Raw genomic sequence first — 17,917 nt, forward strand, 5'->3', positions numbered from 1 at the left:
CCGAAAAATTTAAAACTTTGTAATGGAAATATTTTTGATTAAAGCGGCTCAGCTCATTCTGAGTCTTTCAATATTGATTGTTTTACACGAATTGGGACATTTCATTCCTGCCAAAATTTTCAAAACCCGAGTTGAGAAATTCTTTTTGTTTTTTGATGTAAAATTTGCTCTTTTCAAAAAGAAAATCGGGGAAACGGTTTACGGAATTGGGTGGCTTCCTTTGGGAGGATACGTGAAAATCTCGGGAATGATTGATGAGAGTATGGACAAGGAACAAATGGCTCAACCGCCTCAACCTTGGGAGTTTCGTTCAAAACCTACGTGGCAACGCCTTATTATTATGATTGGCGGAGTTACCGTTAATCTCATTTTAGGTTTCTTGATTTATATGATGATTTTGTTCGTTTGGGGAGAAAATCAGGTAAAAGAAAATGGCATTGAAGGAGGTTTTGCCGTTAGTAAAACAATGAAATCATACGGATTCAAAAATGGAGATATTGTTACTGAGGTAAACGGAAAAACTTTGGAGAACGTCCTTGATATCAATCGTTACGTGATGCTTCGTGATGTGAGCAACTTGAAGGTAAAAGGCTTAGACGGACAAACACGGTTTTTATCACTCCCTGATTCCATCGGAAAACTGTTGTACTTGCGAGGAGAGATGACTCCTTTCAGCCCGAAAATCAAACCTATTATGGATTCAATCGTGGCGGGGTCGCCTGCTGAAAAAGTCGGATTTCAAAAAGGAGATAAAATACTATCAATCAACAATGAAGCTATTGAATATTACACAGACGTATCACCTACAATGGCTTCTTTTCCGCAAGGTTCCACACTCACTTTCAAAATTGAACGCAACGGGCAAGTACAAAACATTGATGTTATTCCTGATGAAAAAGGAAAAATCGGGTTCGTAGCGGCACAACGAGAAGGAAAAATTGACATCGTTCATAAAAAATACGATTTTTCTTCTGCTTTGAGCGAAGGTTTTTCGTACGGATATTGGATTTTACGTGATTATATCGCTCAGTTCAAATTTGTCTTCACAAAAAAAGGAGCTACAGAAGTGGGTGGTTTTGCAGCAATCGGAAATATGTTTCCTGCTAAATGGGATTGGAAAACTTTCTGGTCAACTACGGCTTTCATTTCCATAATATTAGCTTTTATGAACATTTTGCCTATTCCTGCTTTAGATGGCGGACACGTAGTTTTCTTGCTCTACGAAATGATTACAGGCAGAAAACCAAACGAAAAAGTAATGGAATATGCTCAAATGATTGGGTTTTTCATTTTGATTGGATTGGTGCTGTACGCTAACGGAAATGATATTTACAAATGGCTTTTTAAATAATCATTGAATACTACTTTATACGATGTTAAGTGATAGGAACATTTTTTTCTCAAATGAATTTTATTTGCTCCTATCACTTTTATTTTTTAGTTATCTGATTTTCAAAAATATATAATAATGGATTTCTTCGAGCAAGTGTACGAAGTCGTAAAGAAAATCCCATACGGAAAAGTAACCACTTATGGGCTAATTGCCAACTATTTAGGAGCAAAAAAATCAGCAAGAATGGTAGGTTGGGCTTTGAATGCTTCCCACGGAAAGGAAGATATTCCGGCACATCGGGTTGTAAATCGCAAAGGAATGCTCACGGGCAAGTTTCATTTTGAAGGCACTAACCTGATGCAACAACTTTTGGAAAATGAAGGCATTGAAGTAAAAGACAATCAAATTGTTGATTTTGAGGAACATTTATGGATTCCTGAACAGCAAGACTAAAATAGATTTTCAAAAAAGATAAAAAAAATATCGCATACGACCCAAAAGGCAATATGCGATATTTTTCTTCTTATGTAAAGACCAAAAATTATGACAGCAAACCGTCGATAGCGTCTGTGTAAGTCTTTTTAGGAGCAACACCTACTTGTCTGCCAACAACTTCTCCGTTTTGGAAAACTAAAACTGTAGGAATGTTTCTCACACCGTATTTACCGGCAAACTCCTGATTGTTATCTACATCTACTTTTCCAACAACTACTTTTCCTTCGTATTCTTTAGCAATTTCTTCAATTACAGGACCTAACATACGGCAAGGACCACACCAAACTGCCCAAAAATCAACCAAAACCGGTTTATCACTTTTCAAAACTACTTCTTCAAATGTAGCATCTGTTATTTCTAAAGCCATTTTTTATAAATTTTTACTATTTATTAGATGGCAAAGATACTAAATTAATATTGGATAACACAACAATCACTATAAATTTTTGTTATACAACGATTATTAACTCCTATAATAAAAATCATTTTCACCGAAATAATTTTAATAAAATCGTTTTTGAAAATTCTTTTTTTGATTAAAAGAATAAAATTAATACTTTTGGCAAGAAAAAAGCAGAACAAATAGTATGGACATTTTAAAAAATCTTGAAGTTATACAAAATCGAATAAATTCAGCTTGCGTTAAAAGCAATCGAAACCCAAATGAAGTGAAATTATTGCTTGCTACGAAAACCGTTCCTGCCGAAAGAATAAAAATAGCCTTAAACGCAGGTAATACACTCATTGCTGAAAACAGGGTTCAGGAACTTAAAGAAAAATACAACGATTTAAAAGATACTCCTCATACAAATCACTTTATCGGGCATCTGCAAACAAACAAAGTAAAAGATATTCTGAAATACGATGTAAGTTGTGTGGAATCTCTCGACCGATATGAATTGGCTGAAAAATTACATCAGCGTCTATCTTCACAAAATAAAACAATGGAAGTATTTATCCAAGTGAATATTTCAGGAGAAGAAAGCAAATTTGGCGTACATCCTGATAATGCAATAGAATTAGTTAAAAAAGTAGCACAATTCAACACACTCAAAATTAAAGGATTAATGACAATAGGACTATTCAGTTCCGATGAAGAGAAGGTTCGAAAATGTTTTCGTTTGTTAAAACAAATTCAGCAAGAAATCGCAGCTTTACAACTTCCCAATGTAGAAATGAAAGAACTTTCGATGGGAATGAGTGGTGATTTAGAAATTGCCATAGAAGAAGGAGCGACTATTGTACGTGTAGGCACTGATATTTTCGGGAAACGAATCTATCCTGATAGTTTCTATTGGAATGAAAATCAATAAATTTTCTCAACTATCGTGGAATTTCAGGGCGTGGCATTTTAAATTTCGTTCCGTTAAGAGCTTCCAAGAAAGCAACCAAATCTTTTATTTCTTGCGAAGTTAAATTTAAAGGCTTGAGAAGTGGGTCAACTACAGGATGAAGCGGGTCTTTTATCTTTTCTTCAGGAGTCGGATTAACAACCTGCATACCACTGTTGTACATATTTACAATTCCTGTCAAATCATCAAAAAATCCGTTATGCATCCAAGGGCGTGTATTTAGCAAATCTCGTAAGGAAGGAGTTAAAAAACGACCTACATCATCCGGATTTTTGGTAATGTTGTATCTTCCCAAATCCTCGTATTTACGTTTGTAATAGGTTAACCCGATGTTGTGAAACTTTTCATCAGTGAGATATTGCCCGTTATGGCAATTCATACATCGTCCTTTGGTTCTAAAAATATGTAATCCTTTGATTTCTTGATTTGTAAGAGCTTTAAAATCTCCTTGCATAAACTTATCTACTCTACTGGCTTGACTTTTTACTGTCCGTTGAAAAGCAGCCAAGGCTTTCAGGATATGTTCAGATTTTATCCTCTTTGTATGAAAGGCTTTACTAAATAACTCTCTGTATTTCTCTATTTTTTGTAGTTTTTTCGGCAACAAATCAATATTCATATTCATTTCATTATGAGCTCCTATGGGTCCTAACGCTTGTTCTTCCAAAGAAGAAGCTCGTCCGTCCCAGAAAAAGGTATTTTTACTTGCAACGTTTAGGATTGATTGCGTATTTCGGCTTCCTTCGAGGTGGTCGTGTCCTACGGCTTTTTTGGTGTGCGTTGTCCAACCCATTTCGGGATGATGGCAAGTACTACACGAAATTTGATTGGAAGCTGACAATTTTGGATCAAAAAACAATATCATACCTAATTGTACATCAGGCTTTTCAAGGTTTTTGTAATAATCCATATCAGTTTCAATGGGAGCCATTTCGCTCCACGCTACTCCATCATCAATTATAGGTTTAAGCCATTGGTCAACGGGTTTTTTATAGGATTCAATGATGATATAATCTTCTTCTTGCTGTAATCTGTTCTGATTTTCATTGCTTTTGCAGATGACAAATACAGAAAAAATGCTAAGAAATGTAAAAATACGTCTCATAAATATAATCCATTAATAGTTTTAAAAGCTAACTCCTGTTGAAATATTATATAAGTAATTGGTTTTCCCTCCAAAAGTAACTATTTCACTACTAATTCCCAAAAAAATGTTGAATTTCGGACTCAAATAACGATCTATTTTCAAACTTGCTGCATATTTTGTAAAGTTAGAAGCTAAAAACTGATAGTTATGTAGCATCATTTCGCTTAGTGAAACCTCATCATCATTTCTTAGCAAGGACGTTTTTTTCAAATTTTTTCGGTGATTGATATTCAACCCGAAGGATAAAATATTTTTAACATCTAAAGCATTGATATACCCAACTTTAACACCAAAACCCATATAATCAAAATATTGAAAACTTTTCACAAGAAAATATTCCTCCCGATAAATTTGATAATTTACAAAAGGTGAAAAATTCAATTGTCCCTTTTTTTCAGAATAAAACAGTCCGCTCAACTCAAAAAAATCATTTTCAAGGTGATAGTTTTCATTTCTAGAAATTACTTCAATATTGTTATTATTACCTCTTCCTGAAAGTATAGGTTCCAAACCCTTTTTCTCATTACGAAGATAGTTTAATTTTATTCCGTAAGTATTTTTGTGATTATTAAATAATTTTACAAGATTGATGTTCAAATCTCTATTCGTTAAACGCATTGCTTCTGTGCCATTTCCTTCAATAGTAATTTTTTCAACGTTTAACTGATTGAAGTCAGCAGTAAGCCAAATATTTCTTTTAAGCGAATTGGTAAATTCTCCTCCAAAACGATAACCATATCCCTCATAAAAAGAATGTAATTTTGTTCCTTTTAAGAGATTGTTATAGTATCCCATTCCGTTAAGATGATACACGGGCGGGCTTCCCAACTCACTAAAGAATTTGATATCATTAGATTGTGTATATTTCTGAAAACCAAGATAAAAACCGAAATCAATCCCAAAAATATTTCTCGAAAAACCTCCAAGTTTTAGATTCAAATCAGAACTTATATTCTTAGGACGTGGGTCTTTGCTTCTGCTTGATAACTTAGCTCGATAATCCAATTCCATTCCTAAGTTCCATCGTTCAAATTCTTTGGCAAAACCACCAAGAAAAGAATATGCTTCCTCATTCAAATTACCACCAATTTCATCTGCTGTAACATACGGATAAATTAATTCATAATCAATTGATTCATTCCATCGAACATTTTTCTGATTCTTGTTGTTATAAACCGCCTTTCCCCAAACCACTTGATGATTTTTCAGCGGAAAAAATGATTGTGCCTCTACCTCAAAGAAATTTTCTCCTTTTGGTTGTTGAATACGATAGGCGTCTTTTTGATTATTTTGATAACGTAAATTTATAGTAGAAAATTTGTATTTTCCAAAATCCGCCATTAGTGACGGATTTTGAAAAATACTTTGATAAAAAAGCTTCTGATTTTGTTGTTCTTTCAGTTTGGTAAACAAACTGTCTGTTCCTTGAGAAAAAAGAGTTGGAGCTGAAAAAAATATCATCACGAAAACTTGAATCTTAAAATTTGAAATATTTATTTTCATATCATTGCTCTAATCTTTCTATTATCTATTTATGAAGGCTTTTGTATTCAAACATTTTTTACTGAATTTCAGTAGCCTTCAATACTAAAAATTTACTTCATCATTGATGGAACTACCTCTGCTTCAAAATCAACCGTTGAGTTGTTAGTGTCCTTCAATAAACGTTTGCCGTCCACCTCTTGTATTACTTTTCTGCGAACAGCTTTTCCGTAGCGAGTGGGGTCTTTATCTACTTTTCCGCAGTGCGTCCAACCACTATCCAATGACGTATCGGTAACAATCCAATGAAACTCAGCGGCTACACTCAAATTAACAGCATCAACAATCCAATTATTAGGGATTTTGTAGGCTTCACGCTTCATAATTCTACCACCTATAGGATACTCATATTTATACTTATAATCTGCTAAATAAGCCTCTGCTGTTACATCTTTAGGTAATCGGGCAAGCACATAGCTTCTGAATCCTCTGTTGTGAAAAATCATTCTTCCGTTAAAATTAATAGCATTTTCTACCTGCGGATTATCCACTCCATCTTTCATTCCCGTATAGAAAATCTCAAAGTCAGCTCCACTTAGGTTTAATGAATTAGAATTGTTTTCTTTATGATTGATACCTTGATCGGCAACAATGATTGATTCACCCGGTTTTACAGGATATTTTGTGCCATCGCCTGGAATACGAACTATTCCTTCTGTTGTAAAGGCTTCTGCCATAAGGTTTGGAGTAACTTCGTTTTTTAAAGTAGTTAAAAAGCGAGAGTCTGCAATTAGCAATCCGTCAGCGTAAAGTACTTCGTTTGTATTGTTATAAATTTTAATGTATTGATCACCAAAATATTGTTTACCTTCAGGGGTAAGCGTTCCGGCGAAAAATACTTCTTCAATAATAAAATCTTTACTGAACGATTTCAATACAAGTTGGATGTTTTGAGTAGTTGATTTGAGCAAATCTATTTTGTTGATAAAGGCTGTAACTCCTCCCTCAAACAAATTTCCGTCAAGTTTATACTGAATTTTTCCATCAACCGAAACCTCATAACTTCCTTGTTCTATATTCAAATTTAATTGATAATCATCACCTAAAACCAATTGCTTTTTTGTTTTGGTATTAAGTTCTGTCAAATTTACAACTACATTATCAAGTTTTGTAATTTCAATGCCTTTAGGTTTTTCGAAATTGAATTTCACATTAACCTTTTCAGCACCACCTGCCGAATCATCTTTTTTACACGCATTGAATATCGCCAATGCTGTAATTACCATAAAAAAATGCTTAACAAATTTCATATTTAAAAAATTTTAAAAATTAATATTCATTTCCATACCAAAATAAGGACTGATAAGCCCTCTGCGATTTATCTTTTCATTATTTACGTAATAATCTTTGTAAAAATTAAATAAGTTATTGACATACATCGATGCAGTGAAATGTCTGTAAAATTCTTTTGAAATTTTCAAATGTACATTCACCGAAAGCGGAGTTTTCACTTGTGATTCTAAACTGATAGGTCGCATCAACCATTGCAAAACATAATCCTTCATCTGGGTTTCTGTATAAGGATGCGTTTTCCCTTCTACATCAATGTAATGTGTTGGAATTCCGTTGATGGGCATCACTTTGTTAAGAGCATACCAGTTGAAATCAACTCTTAATGAGGTAGTAAGCCCTAATTTTGGAAGATATGTATCCGTTACCAAACTTGTTTGAAAACGTTCTCGATCATAATTATCTTCTTCATTATAAACCCCTACATTATAATGCTTTACACCATTTAATATATCTTTATCAGCAAATCGGAGCATTGGTAATGAGTTATAATATCGGGTTCTGAGCCAAGCCCCATTTAAGGTAAAACGTGTATTGATAAATTCAAAACGTTTTCCGGTGTACTGAAATTCAATTCCTTGCTTATCAATTGCAGAACCATTAGTTTCAAGTGATGACAAAACAAGAGCCTTTTCAGTTTGATAGCTGAGATTTTCAACAGAAGGAGGAGCAGTTATGCTTGTGTGATCAATAGTTGATGTATCATAAATTTTGTAATTTACTTGATGAAATTTTCTCATTTTCCTAAATCCTGAGTTCATATTTTCATTGAAATATGTAACATAAAGTGAATGAAAATCATAGCTCAATCCTAATCGAATTTCTTTTTTGATATTTGAAGCAACTTTCAGATTTCCGTTTATTTGCGGAAAAACATAGGTTTTAAAATGTACCTGTCTGTAATTCTTATTGTTATGATAGTAATTCAATTGTGTAAAAAGGCGATAAATGTCCTGAGGATACAACATATTTTGTGTTGGAAGTTTACTTTGTTTTCCCCACCCTGCAGTTAAGTTTACTTCCAGATGCTTTTTGTTTTTGAAAGTAATTTTGGGGAAATCAATCATAAGATTAATACGAGGATCTAAGAATACTTTTTGATTCATTTGGTAACCTCCTCGCAATCCTAATAATGAAACTCCCCGAACGCCTGCTCGCAAGGTAAAATTCGTTCCGCCAACTTTTCTTTCTATTTGCTCCTGAACGTAAAATGCGAAATCTTGCATTGCAGGAATACTCTTAAATGCCCTCGGAATTGTAGCCATATCAGGAGAAGGAGGATAAAAAGGGTCATATACTTGTCCTAATCCATTATTTTTTGAATAAGAATAACTTACACCTAAAAGCAATTCATTTTTCATTTTCCAAAACGAACTTTTAGACATTGCCGAGAAATCTGTAAAAACACTAAACGGTTTGCCATCTACCAATAATTTCGACACGTAACTCGGAGTAAGAAAAATTCCGTAATGCTCCCCCTGCTCCCACCTTACGGGAATAGCCTTAGCACTGGTAATTTGTATCCATCTATCTTGCTTAATTTGTTCATAGGACTGGCTTACGCTGGTTTTAAATGTCAATTTTTTGAAAAAATAATCTTTCAAATACATTGAAAAAAGATTTGATACACGAACATTATTATAAGTTGATTGATATGAATCATACCTGTCAAAACCTGCATCGGGGTCTCTTTTTTCTTTGTCGATGGTACCTGTATAATCGAAATTAATGCTCCAAGTAATCGGATTTGTGATATTAAATTGTTTTTCTGCCCTAACTGATGCTGTATAACGTTTGTAATTCTCAAAACTATTTCGAGGGTCAGCCTTTGCATCAAGATAATCCAAACTTAGATTTAAACTCAGATTTTGTTTTTTGAAATGAAAACCTTTACCAACATAAAATAACTTACTGAAGCCATCGGATTTAATTCTTGAGTTCCAATCAGTTTTTCCTTTTTTTCGTGAAATTTGAACCAATCCACTGCTCAAATCTCCTTGATTTGCGGGAGCAATTCCTCTTACAACTTCCACCCTTTCAATATCATCGGTAGAAATGGAACGCATATCAATCCCCGAACGAGTTACGTTTCGTTTTGCATCAACATAACCTGAAGAAGGCGTTACAATCATCTCATAACCAACAGTTTCTTGCATATTGGAATTTGAATTTATTGGGATATCATCAACCGTAAAAGCAACTCCCAACGATGAAATAGAATAATTGCCACTCGAAATACCCGTTTCACGTAAAGTAAGTTTGTTTGCTTGATTCAATACAGGAGCACTAACACTTTTTCCGGGTAACAAACTAACCAAATCGGCAAAACTTGAAGGCTGCAAGTGCCTCATAGCCTTTTGGTCAATCACAGAAGTGGAGGTTGGAGCTTTTTTCTCTATTGCTGTAACCACAACTTCTTGCAAAAATTCTCTGCGTTCCTTCAATGAAACCACCATCAAAGTATCATTTTTTATAGAAATGTTTGCTGAATATTCCTCAAACGAAATATGCGAAATTTTTATTGTGCATTTGCCTCCTTGCAGAGAGAAAGAACATATCCCCTCTGAATTGGTAAAATTTCCTTTTTTATTTACCAGAATATGTGCTTGAGCAACTGGATTTTGTAAAGAATCCTGAACCTTAAAAGTCAGTGTTACTTGTCCGCGGGCTTGGTAAAAAATGAGAAACGCAAGAAAAAATAAATACTTTCGCACTGTTTGTCAATCTTTTTAGGGTACAAATTTATAATATATTTTTAATAAATCTAAATAAATTCTTTATTAAAAAGAAAGAAAATTTGTTCATTAAAAAATAACATAGAAACTCAATTATCCACAATTCCAATTATTTTTAAATATAAAGGAAAACAATCTATTAAAACTGAATGCAGCAAATTCAAATCTTTGAAACGCCCTCCCTTTAAATAATTGTATATTCTCAATTAAATATTTACCTTTGTAGCTTAAAATAATACTTTCACAAACTATAAATTTCTTCAATAAAAATGGGTAAACTTTTAATTGTTGGTACCGTAGCTTTTGATGTGATTGAAACACCTTTTGCCAAAACTGATAAAATAATGGGCGGAGCCGCAAATTACATTGCTGTCGCAGCTGCACAGTTCGGGGTGAATGCCGCCATTGTTTCAATCGTAGGGGAAGACTACCCACAGCCCTTTCTGAATCTTCTTACTGACAGAAATATTGATATTTCGGGTATAGAAATTGTCAAGGGAGGAAAATCTTTTTTTTGGAGCGGAAAGTATCACAATGATATGAACGTACGAGATACATTAGAAACACAATTGAACGTACTGTCGGATTTCAAACCCGTAGTTCCCAAAGCGTATAAAGATGCCAAAGTGCTTATGCTCGGCAACTTACATCCGAAAATACAGCTTGATATTCTCAAGCAAATGAATAAAAAACCAAACTTGGTAGTTCTTGACACGATGGATTATTGGATGAACAACACTTGGGAACTGCTCGTTGAAGTAATAAGCAAAGTTGATGTCATAACCATCAATGACCAAGAAGCACGCCAGCTTACAGGAGAATATTCATTAGTAAAAGCAGCTCAAAAAATAATGAATATGGGAGTAAAATATGTAGTCATCAAAAAAGGTGAACACGGAGTACTTTTGTTTCATCAAGATTCTGTTTTCTTTGCTCCTGCATTGCCTTTGGAAGAAGTTTTTGACCCCACGGGGGCCGGAGATACATTTGCCGGCGGAATGGTGGGCTTCCTTGCTAAAACCGATGATTATTCTTTTGAAAACATCAAAAATGCTGTGATTTACGGCTCTAACTTGGCTTCATTTTGCGTAGAAAAGTTTGGTGCAGAACGTGTGTTGGAACTTTCAAAAGAAGAAATCCGTGAGCGTCTTTTCCGATTTAAAGAACTCACGCAATTCGAAATGAAAATAGCATAACATTTACGGTCGTGTTATAAAAAGTATGATGATAGTTTCGATTGTCAGGCTGAGCAAAGTCCGTGGAAACGGAGTATGTGACGAAGCCTTGTAATAATAAGGCTTCGACTTCGCTCAGCCTGACAGAAATATCCTCTTTTTTAAGGTGTCATACTTTTTGCATCACTTCCATACATCGAAATCCGCCACAGTCAATCTCACCAACTTTGTTATATGGATTCCCTACAAATAGTTTCTGCTTCCAGTACAATCGTTTTATCGGGTGATTCCGGATTTTCTAATTTCTGTATAATCAACCGAGAAGCTTCTTTTGCCATTCGTTTTACGGGTTGTTCTACGGCTGTGATTGAAGGATGAACCAATGCACACAGATTCGTTCCGGAAATACAAGCAATAGCTACTTCTTCCGGTATTTTTATCCGATGCTTTTGCAGATGACTTTTAGCTCCTAATGCGGACATTTCGGTAAAGCAAAATATGGCATCAAAGGTAATTCCCCTACTCAACAATTGCTCTATTGCCCGTTCGCCTCCTGCAAAATCAACTCCTGCATTAACTTCATATTCGGGACGATAAGGAATGCGAAATTTTTCAAGAGCATCTCTATAACCTCTTTTTCTTTCAAAGGCATTCTGAATATGAGATGGTCCCACCAAATGTGCAATCTGCTTTCTTCCACTGGAAATCATTCGTTCAACCATAAAAAAAGCTTTCGTGTAATCGTCTATTTTCACCTTAGATGCTGGTAATTCTGATATGGTACGGTCAAAGAATACCATAGGTATGCCTTTTTTTTATGATACGCTGATAGATTTCAAGATTTCGTTTGGTATGACACACACTGATAAGTATCCCTTCTACCCGACAATCTTGAAACATTTGTAAATTAGACAATTCTATATCAGGATTTTCGTCGGATTGAGCAAGAATAATACGATAACCTTCTTTGTTCAGTTCTTGTTGAGCACAAGCGATAAAATTCATATAGAAAGGTGTTTGCAATTCCGGAACTACAATGCCTATGGTTCGTGTACTCTGCCTACGAAGATTGACAGCCAGCTCGTTACGGGTATATCCCATTTTTTCAGCCATAGCCAAAATTTTTTGTTTGGTTTCCTTGCTCACGTTTTGGTTATCACCACGCAAAGCACGTGATACGGTGGACTTGGAGATGCCTAAAGTCTGGGCTATGTCAATGATGGTTGTGTATTTCATATCAGTGCATTTCGATTACAGATGCAAAGTTAAAGAAAAAAAAATGAAATTTTTGGGAACGGTTGCGAATTTTGGGAACGATTCCGGGAACGATTGCGTAAAATATTTATGTCAAAATATGCTTTCGATTAATTACGAATGCGTAAATTTGTTACGAGGTTCATTAATATCTTTAAAAAAAGACATATATGGAAGACCATTCAACGCAATCGAAAGTTCCCTTTATAAGCAAATTGGCTTATGGAATGGGAGATGTGGGCTGTAACTTCAGCTGGATGTTTGTCGGGAATTTCCTGATGATATTTTATACTGATGTCTTTGGCATTGGTATGGGTGCGGTAGCTACTTTAATGTTGCTCTCTCGGTTTTGGGATGCTATCAATGATCCGGTTATCGGTAGTTTAAGCGATAGAACGCGTACCCGATGGGGGCGTTATCGGCCTTGGCTCTTGTTCGCTGCTCCATTGACGGCTCTGGTGTTGGTACTTACTTTTTGGGCTCATCCTCATTGGAGCCAAACCAACAAGGTTATTTATATGTCAGTTACCTACTGTTTATTGGTATTAGGGTACACTTGTGTAAATATTCCTTATGGTACTCTCTGCGGGGCTATGACTCAGAACACCAATGAACGGGCTCAAATCAATACATCTCGGTCAGTAAGTGCTATGATAGCCATTGGGATTATCAACATCATCACCATTCCGCTGATAGAAGGATTGGGAGGTGGTAACCCTCAACAAGGTTATTTACTGATAGCCATTCTTTACGGAGCGATTTTTGCGGCTTGTCATATCTTCTGTTTTGCTAAAACAAAAGAAGTTATTGAAGTGCCGGTAGCTCCAAAAATACCCCTAAAAGTACAATTGCGGGTTGTTTTGAAAAACAAACCTTATCTGTTAGCCTTGTTAGGACAAGTTCTTTTCGGATTTATTCTTTACGGAAGAAACGCTGACTTGCTTTATTACTTCACCTATGTGGAAAAGGATATGGCACTCTTCACGTATTATTCTATGGCGATTATCATTCCTTCAATCATTGGAGCGGCTTGTTTCCCAAAAGTGTTTGAATGGACTTCCAATAAGGGATGGTCAGCATCTATATTTGCTTTGGGTACGGGGGTTACGATGTTTGCAATGTTTTTCTTTAGCCCTGTTAGCTCACCTGTTCCTTTCTACATCTTTGCTGCCCTTTCCCAATTCTTCTTTTCTGGATTCAATACAGCGATTTATGCCATTATCCCCGATTGTGTGGAGTATGGCGAGTGGTGTACGGGTGTCCGAAATGATGGTTTTCAATATGCATTCATTTCATTAGGAAATAAAATCGGTATGGCATTGGGTACTTCATTATTGGCTCTTTCCTTAGGTTTGGCGGGTTATGAAGCGAATGCAGAGCAAAACGAATCGGTATTATCCATTATGCGACATTCATTCAGTACCATACCGGGTATTTTGTGGGTACTGACGGCTTTTGTCTTGTTCTTCTACAAACTTGATAGACGAAGCTATAATCGTATTTTGAGAATTATCAAATATCGTTTCTTAAAACGTAAAAGACACTTACGTGAATATGACGTGGTGGCATTGGGTGAGTTGTTGGTTGATTTCAATACGCTACATTCCAATGATTACGATAGTGTCGTGTACGAATCAAATCCGGGGGGTGCACCTTGTAACGTATTGGCGATGTTAAGCAACTTGAAAAAACGTACGGCTTTTATCGGAAAAATAGGAGATGACTTTTTAGGAGAAGCCTTAAAACAACGCCTCGTACAAATGAACATTTCCATAGAAGGTCTGTCAAAGGATAAGAACAGAAATACAACCTTAGTGTTTTTGAGCGACAGGAAAACGTATCCTCACCAATATATCTTCTATCGTAACCGTACAGCCGATATGAATTTAGATGAAGGCGATGTCGATGCTGATATGTTATCTCGCACACGTATTTTCCACTTCGGTTCTGTTTCCCTTACACATAAGAAATGTAGAAAAGCTACCCGAAAAGCCATTAGGGCTGCACGTTCAAAACATCGGTTGATTTCCTTCGACCCGAATTATCGTCCGACTTTATGGCTTCGTGAAGAAGAGGCACGCAAATGGATGTTATACGGATGTTCGGTGTGCGATATTCTGAAAATCGAAGAAAGCGAATTGGCGTTCATTACACAGCAAACTACGGTTGCCGACGGGGTTGCGTATCTGCAAAAAAATTATAAAATTAAGCTGATTTTGGTAACATTTGGTCAAGAGAGAAGTCAGGCATTTATGGGCAACCGTACCGTAAAACAAGATGCTATCCCGAATGACCAAAAGATAGATACCACCGGAGCCGGAGCTGCTTTCTTAGGTTGCTGTTTAGCATACATTTTGGAACAAGGTATGGAACTTTCCGACGAACAGTTACAGGAAATGCTGTTCCGTGCCAATGTAGCGGCTATGCTGAAAACTACCCGTAAAGGAGCTATCAGAGCTATGCCAACGAAGGAAGAACTTGAAAATTACATACAACAATTTGGACAATAATTATTTAACACAATAAAAATACTATATTATGAAAGGTACAATGAAAGTAGCCGTTATGAACGGCATCGGTAAAATGGGTTATACAGAAAGAGAAATTCCTACACCCAAAGACAATGAAGTATTGGTGAAGTTGGAATACGTAGGTATTTGCGGTTCTGATTTGCACTATTATGAAACAGGACGCATCGGAGATTACATCGTAAAACCTCCTTTCGTTCTCGGACACGAACCGGGCGGAACCGTAGTGGAAGTAGGTAAAGATGTAAAACACCTAAAAGTAGGCGATCGCGTAGCCTTAGAACCGGGAAAAACTTGCGGACATTGTGAGTTTTGCCGTAGAGGAGAATACAATCTATGCCCTGATGTTGTGTTTTTTGCAACGCCTCCGGTAGATGGTGTATTCCTTGAATATGTAGCTCACGAAGCAGACCTTTGTTTCAAATTACCTGACAACGTAGATACAATGGCAGGTGCTTTGATTGAGCCACTTGCCGTAGGTTTCCACGCAGCCAATCAAGGAGGAGCTCACGCAGGACAAACAGCACTGGTTTTCGGTAGTGGTTGTATCGGATTGGTATCAATGATGGCATTGAAAGCCGTAGGGCTATCCAAAGTTTATGTGGTAGATGTAATGCAAAAACGATTAGACAAGGCTCTTGAACTCGGAGCTACTGGGGTTATCAACGCCAAAGAAGAAGATGTTTTGGAAGTAGTAAAAAAACTAACTGACGGACACGGAATGGATTTGGTTATAGAAACCGCTGGTCTGGAACTTACTACCCGTCAAGCCATTTACGCTGCCAAAAAAGGAGCAAACATCGTGTTAGTTGGATATTCTCAAAGCGGTGAAATGACCCTGCCGATGAGTTTGGCTCTTGATAAAGAATTGACATTCAAAACAGTATTCCGCTATCGTCATATTTATCCTATGGCTATTGATACAGTGGCTTCAGGTAAAGTGAATTTGAAAGGTATTATAACCAATGTTTTTGATTTTGATGATATTCAGAATGCGATGGACAGCAGTGTTCACGACAAAGCTAATATCGTGAAATCAATTGTGAAATTCTAACATACATAATAAAAGAGGATGTGTCTGCTCGAAGACAGACACATTCTCTAAATTCTTAAATCATTTTATTTATGAAAGACTTGGTTGTGGGTATTGGTGAAGCCCTGTGGGACGTATTGCCCGATGGAAAGAAAATAGGAGGAGCTCCTGCTAATTTTTCCTATCACACTTCTCAATTCGGATTGAATGGTTTAGCCATCAGTGCGGTAGGTAACGATACGTTGGGAGATGAAATATTGAGCAATTTTGAAGAAAAAAAGTTGAATCATCATATCGTCAGAGTGGAATATCCTACCGGAACGGTTCAGGTTGAATTGGATGGCGAAGGAATTCCTCATTATGATATTCGGGAGAATGTAGCTTGGGATAACATTCCTTTTACGGAAGATTTAAAAGCTTTGGCTCGTCAAACAAAAGCAGTTTGTTTTGGTTCATTGGCTCAGCGTAATGCCGTCTCACGCAATACGATAAATCAATTTTTGGACGAAATGCCTACCGAAGGAACTTACAAAATATTTGATGTAAACCTGCGTCAGAATTTCTTTACCAAAGATATTTTGTCCGATTCTATGCACAAATGTAACATTCTGAAAATAAATGATGAAGAGTTGGTTGCGGTAAGTGGTCTTTTTAATTATCCAAAAATGGATTTTAAAGATATATGCAAAAGACTATTAACCGATTATGATTTGAAAATGCTTATCCTAACTTGCGGAATCAACGGAAGTTATGTATTTACTTCAGATGCTGTTTCATTCATTGAAACGCCAAAAGTAAAGGTAGCCGACACGGTGGGGGCAGGTGATTCATTTACAGCGACTTTCGTTGCGGCAATCCTCAAAGGCAAACCCGTAAACGAGGCTCACAGATTGGCAGTAGAAGTTTCGGCTTATGTATGCACACAGCACGGAGCAATGCCACAATTACCCGATTGTTATACAAAATAAGTTTCTTGTGAAAACATATATTGGATTGTTGATGTTACTGTTTTCGTTGAAATCAGTTGCACAGATTAATTTGGAAGCCAATTTGCAAACAAACCATTTGTGGCGTGGGATAGAAGTGGCAGATGGGCTGGTGATTACGAGCGATTTGAACTATTCGTTATGGAACGGACGGATAAATTTTGGGTTTTGGGGTGGAACCAATATGCAAGGTACATACAAGGAATTCAATAATCATATTTCATTTCAACACAAAGGCTTTTCATTTGCTTTGTGGGATATATACAATTTTTCGGCGGGAGCTACATACAATAACAAAGAATTTTTCAATTATAACGCTCGAAATACGGGACGTTTTTTAGATGCCACACTCAGTTACCGCTGTGGAGAACGTTTCCCACTGCTATTGAGCTGGTCAACCATTCTTTTCGGTCGGGACAGAAATAAAGTCAATACGGCAAATAAGTATTCTACTTTTTGTTATTTGGAATATCCGATACATAAAAAAGACCTATGGCAAGTAGATGCAGGCATTGGAGGGGTATTTGCTTTGAATAAAGCAGGAGACAAAGCCAATTTTTATGGCGATAAAGCTGGTATTGTACACATTTCACTAAAAGCGACATACGATTGGACGATAGCGAAACATACTGTGCCTGTTCACGCCTGTATGATGTGGAATCCGCAAGCTGATCGGGCGTTTTTCCAATTAGGAATGCAGGTTTTCTCATTTTAATTTTCTATTGGAATAAAAATACCTTCAAAAATAGTCCGAATTTGGGGACAAAGTGGTAGCATTGCTAATTTCATTAAATTGTCGCACTCTAAAATCCTCCTTTAAGAGAGGAAGACTGTGAAAACAGGGTATGTAGCGAAGGACAGAGAATGTTTTTTAGATTTTACATCCCCCTAACCCCCTTCAAAGGGGGAATCAGTACGACAAACTTTTTTGAGTTAGCCATATTGCTCTAATTTGTAAAAATATTCAAAAAAATCTGAAAGGAATTCTTTTCAGATTTTTTTTGTTTACACACCGCAGTTCAAAAAAATTGCTAAACATAGTTCGTT

The 17,917-nt window shown here is 36.2% G+C and carries 15 protein-coding genes; 8 read left to right on the top strand and 7 right to left on the bottom strand.

Annotation, left to right across the window (positions count from 1 at the left end):
- The first annotated feature begins 22 nt into the window (after positions 1-22).
- Positions 23-1,351 (top strand): RIP metalloprotease RseP, encoded by a 1,329-nt coding sequence (gene rseP, locus GN105_RS04505; RefSeq protein WP_155284215.1) that lies wholly within the window; start codon positions 23-25, stop codon positions 1,349-1,351.
- A gap of 117 nt (positions 1,352-1,468) precedes the next feature.
- Positions 1,469-1,786, top strand: coding sequence for an MGMT family protein (locus GN105_RS04510; RefSeq protein WP_155284216.1), 318 nt, complete (start codon positions 1,469-1,471; stop codon positions 1,784-1,786).
- An 88-nt stretch (positions 1,787-1,874) separates the two neighbouring features.
- Here GN105_RS04510 and trxA read toward each other — a convergent pair whose 3' ends face one another.
- The gene (gene trxA / locus GN105_RS04515; protein ID WP_095895878.1) at positions 1,875-2,195 is read right to left on the bottom strand and encodes a thioredoxin; all 321 of its coding nucleotides are present in this window, start codon (positions 2,193-2,195) and stop codon (positions 1,875-1,877) included.
- A 220-nt stretch (positions 2,196-2,415) separates the two neighbouring features.
- On the opposite strand from trxA, the gene GN105_RS04520 reads away from it, so the two are divergent.
- A complete protein-coding gene (locus tag GN105_RS04520) occupies positions 2,416-3,141 on the top strand; it encodes a YggS family pyridoxal phosphate-dependent enzyme (protein WP_155284217.1) in 726 nt (241 codons plus the stop codon).
- Between the two features lie 10 nt (positions 3,142-3,151).
- Here the strand turns inward: GN105_RS04520 and GN105_RS04525 are convergent, their stop codons facing one another.
- From GN105_RS04525 to GN105_RS04540, 4 genes are all read right to left on the bottom strand, one after another.
- A complete protein-coding gene (locus tag GN105_RS04525; protein ID WP_155284218.1) occupies positions 3,152-4,285 on the bottom strand; it encodes a cytochrome-c peroxidase in 1,134 nt (377 codons plus the stop codon).
- Positions 4,286-4,306: 21 nt separating this feature from the next.
- Positions 4,307-5,830 (bottom strand): DUF6850 family outer membrane beta-barrel protein, encoded by a 1,524-nt coding sequence (locus GN105_RS04530; protein ID WP_155284219.1) that lies wholly within the window; start codon positions 5,828-5,830, stop codon positions 4,307-4,309.
- Between the two features lie 92 nt (positions 5,831-5,922).
- Positions 5,923-7,119 carry a DUF4876 domain-containing protein gene (locus GN105_RS04535; protein WP_155284220.1) on the bottom strand — a complete coding sequence of 399 codons (1,197 nt, stop codon included), beginning with the start codon at positions 7,117-7,119 and terminating at the stop codon, positions 5,923-5,925.
- A gap of 12 nt (positions 7,120-7,131) precedes the next feature.
- A complete protein-coding gene (locus GN105_RS04540; protein ID WP_227977308.1) occupies positions 7,132-9,873 on the bottom strand; it encodes a TonB-dependent receptor plug domain-containing protein in 2,742 nt (913 codons plus the stop codon).
- A gap of 290 nt (positions 9,874-10,163) precedes the next feature.
- On the opposite strand from GN105_RS04540, the gene GN105_RS04545 reads away from it, so the two are divergent.
- Positions 10,164-11,090: a PfkB family carbohydrate kinase gene (locus tag GN105_RS04545; RefSeq protein WP_155284221.1), complete on the top strand. Its 927-nt coding sequence runs from the start codon at positions 10,164-10,166 to the stop codon at positions 11,088-11,090.
- Positions 11,091-11,299: 209 nt separating this feature from the next.
- Here the strand turns inward: GN105_RS04545 and GN105_RS13065 are convergent, their stop codons facing one another.
- On the bottom strand, positions 11,300-11,869 hold the full coding sequence (locus GN105_RS13065; protein ID WP_262884840.1) for a substrate-binding domain-containing protein: 570 nt from the start codon (positions 11,867-11,869) through the stop codon (positions 11,300-11,302).
- Complete coding sequence (locus tag GN105_RS13070) at positions 11,856-12,305, bottom strand: LacI family DNA-binding transcriptional regulator (protein WP_262884839.1); 450 nt, start codon at positions 12,303-12,305, stop codon at positions 11,856-11,858. The genes GN105_RS13065 and GN105_RS13070 overlap by 14 nt, the downstream gene beginning before the upstream one ends.
- 188 nt (positions 12,306-12,493) lie before the next feature.
- Here GN105_RS13070 and GN105_RS04555 point away from each other — a divergent pair, with 188 nt between their 5' ends.
- The 4 genes from GN105_RS04555 to GN105_RS04570 all read left to right on the top strand — a co-directional run bounded on the left by GN105_RS04555 (position 12,494) and on the right by GN105_RS04570 (position 17,585).
- Complete coding sequence (locus GN105_RS04555) at positions 12,494-14,833, top strand: glycoside-pentoside-hexuronide (GPH):cation symporter (RefSeq protein ID WP_155284222.1); 2,340 nt, start codon at positions 12,494-12,496, stop codon at positions 14,831-14,833.
- Positions 14,834-14,861: 28 nt separating this feature from the next.
- The gene (locus tag GN105_RS04560; protein WP_155284223.1) at positions 14,862-15,905 is read left to right on the top strand and encodes an NAD(P)-dependent alcohol dehydrogenase; all 1,044 of its coding nucleotides are present in this window, start codon (positions 14,862-14,864) and stop codon (positions 15,903-15,905) included.
- Between the two features lie 71 nt (positions 15,906-15,976).
- A complete protein-coding gene (locus GN105_RS04565; RefSeq protein WP_155284224.1) occupies positions 15,977-16,852 on the top strand; it encodes a carbohydrate kinase family protein in 876 nt (291 codons plus the stop codon).
- Between the two features lie 7 nt (positions 16,853-16,859).
- A complete protein-coding gene (locus tag GN105_RS04570) occupies positions 16,860-17,585 on the top strand; it encodes a hypothetical protein (protein ID WP_155284225.1) in 726 nt (241 codons plus the stop codon).
- Positions 17,586-17,917: the final 332 nt, after the last annotated feature.

This window comes from Capnocytophaga felis, from assembly GCF_009684755.1.
GTDB lineage: Bacteria > Bacteroidota > Bacteroidia > Flavobacteriales > Flavobacteriaceae > Capnocytophaga > Capnocytophaga felis.